The sequence below is a fragment of the Arenimonas sp. genome (assembly GCF_044348765.1).
Taxonomy (GTDB): Bacteria; Pseudomonadota; Gammaproteobacteria; order Xanthomonadales; family Xanthomonadaceae; genus Arenimonas.
Genome location: NZ_JBIKSE010000126.1, coordinates 1 through 2,747 on the forward strand (window position 1 = coordinate 1; position 2,747 = coordinate 2,747).

At 47.4% G+C, this 2,747-nt stretch carries 2 protein-coding genes; both read right to left on the minus strand.

Annotation, left to right across the window (positions count from 1 at the left end; all coding sequences use genetic code 11):
- Positions 1–1,299 (minus strand): maltotransferase domain-containing protein (locus ACIQ0Q_RS09795; RefSeq protein WP_395772750.1); only part of this gene is annotated, 1,299 nt, incomplete at its 3' end.
- The coding region (locus tag ACIQ0Q_RS09800; protein WP_395772749.1) for a transketolase-like TK C-terminal-containing protein at positions 1,290–2,747 on the minus strand (1,458 nt) is incomplete at its 5' end. The genes ACIQ0Q_RS09795 and ACIQ0Q_RS09800, both read right to left, overlap by 10 nt.

Genomic DNA, 2,747 nt, shown 5'->3' on the forward strand with positions numbered 1-2,747 from the left:
AGACTGGTGGAAGCCCGCCATGCCGAGGGCATGCATCATGGCTGGCTTGGTAAATGCCTCGGCTAAGAAGATAACCTGCGGCGATTCATTTCGAATTATCTTTGTAAGGTCTGCCCAGAAATGAACTGGCTTGGTGTGCGGATTATCAACTCGGAAGATTGAGACACCCTTAGAAATCCAGAAACGTAAGGTCTTTATTGATTCATCAAGTATGCCTTGGTAATCATTATCGAAGTTAATAGGATAAATATCTTGGTACTTCTTTGGTGGGTTCTCAGCATATGCAATCGTGCCATCGATGCGGTGGCTAAAGAACTCAGGGTGTTCTTCTACCCAAGGATGATCTGGTGATGCTTGCAGTGCAAAGTCGAGGGCAACAGAGATTCCATTCTTTTTGGCAACCTTGAGAAAATCTTCGAAATCTTCGATGGTGCCGAGCTCAGGATTTACAGACATATGCCCGCCAGATTTATTTCCGATCGCCCAAGGAACTCCGGGATCAGATTCTGTTGGGGTGAGAGAGTTATTGCGTCCTTTGCGGTGTGAATTACCAATCGGATGAATAGGAGGCAGATATAGAACATCGAATCCCATAGCAGCAATAGCTGGTATTCGTTTTCCTGCTGTTTTAAATGTTCCACTGGTAACTGAGCTATCGCGATTAAGGATGGCACCTTCGCTACGTGGGAAGAATTCATACCAAGAGCCAACCAGTGCACGCGAGTAATCTGCGCGGATTGGGTACTTTCTTGTCAGCGAAGAGAGGCGTCGAATGGGATGGGTTTCAAGAAATTCGCTAACAGAGCTCTCAGATGCATAGCTAAATCTTTCGAGTGCGCTCAACTTCTTATCTTCTAAAGCTGCCAGCGCCTTCTTCAGGGCAGACTTTGCAGCAGAATCGACAGAGATGAGCTCTTTAAACAAAGCAGCTCCAGTGTCACACATCAGTTCTGCTTCGACACCAGCGTTTATCTTGATCTGCGCATCATGTAACCAAGTGGCTAAGGGATGGTCATAACTCTCAATTGCAAATGTGTAATCACCTACTGCAGGAAGACTGATATCAGCTGCATATCGATCGCCACCTTGCCAGAGAAGATGCATTTGCTGACGTGATATTTCGATGCCGTCTGCAGAGTAAAGAATTACATCGGCGCCTAGGGCATCGTGGCCTTCGCGGAAAATTGTTGCAGAGACTGAGATTAATTCATGTGCGATTGCTTTGACAGGTACAAAATCTCCCCCAAAGAAAACTGTGGGGGAGATATCTGTTACTGGAATTCGATTAATCAGCCTGATCCTTCAGTATTTCCTGCATCTGCCGCTGTGACATCATCGATACGATACTTCGAAATTGCCTCACTTACTAGAGATTCTTTAATATCTCCAGATTGCGCGAGCTCAGCTAAGGTAGCGACAACAATTGATTCAGCATCGACTTTAAAGTGACGACGGAGCGCACCGCGAGTATCAGATAATCCAAAACCATCGGTTCCAAGTGACTTAAATCGGTTAGGAACCCATGGAGCAATCTGATCTTGAACGGCGCGCATAAAGTCAGAGACCGCGATGACAGGTCCATCACTTCCCTCAAGCTTTGAAGTTATATATGCGCTCTTCTTCTGATTTGGATGGAGCAAGTTATGGCTATCGATTGCTAGTCCATCACGGCGAAGTTCGTTCCATGAAGTCACAGACCAGACAGAGGCAGAGATACCCCAATCATCTTGGAGAAGTTGTTGCGCCTTAAGGGCCCAATTCACTCCGACGCCTGAGGCGAGAATTTGCGCATTTTTCTTGCGCTGCTTCTTTCCAGGTGACAATAGATAGATTCCACGCAAGAGACCATCAACATCGAGATTATCTGGTTCTGCAGGTTGCATATATGGCTCGTTATAGACAGTGAGGTAGTAGTAAATGTTCTCGCTATTTGGGCCATACATACGCTTGAGACCATCTTTAAAGATATGTCCGAGTTCGTAACCAAAGGCTGGATCGTATGAAACGACAGCAGGGTTGGTTGATGCCAGAAGATGAGAGTGACCATCTTCATGTTGCAACCCTTCACCGTTAAGGGTGGTGCGTCCTGCAGTTGCGCCAAGAACAAAGCCGCGAACCAGCTGATCCGATGCCGCCCAGAATGCATCTCCGGTGCGCTGGAATCCAAACATCGAATAGAAGATGTAGATCGGGATCATTGGTTCATCGTGTGTTGAGTACGAAGAACCAACAGCAGTAAATGATGCAACCGATCCTGCTTCATTGATGCCTTCGTGAAGAATTTGACCAGAGGTAGATTCTTTGTAAGAGAGGATGAGTTCGCGGTCTACGGCGGTGTACTGCTGGCCGTGAGGTGAGTAAATCTTCAGTGATGGGAAGAGTGAATCGAGACCGAAGGTGCGCGCCTCATCAGGAATGATCGGAACGATGCGCTTTCCGATGCCTTCATCCTTAACGAGATCTTTGAGCATTCGCACAAAGGCCATCGTTGTAGCAATCTCTTGTTGTCCAGAGCCACGGCGCACGGATTCGTAGGTGCTATCAGGTGGTTGAGGAAGTGGCTTAGAAACTGAACGTCGGCGCGGAATAGAACCACCGAGTGCGGCGCGACGTTCTTCGAGGTACTTAGCTTCGACAGAATCAGGCGCTGGCTTGCAGTAGGCAGGCATGTACTTATCGAGCTGCGAATCTGCCAAAGGAATATTGAGGCGATCACGGAATTCAATGATGTCTTCAAGCGTCATCTT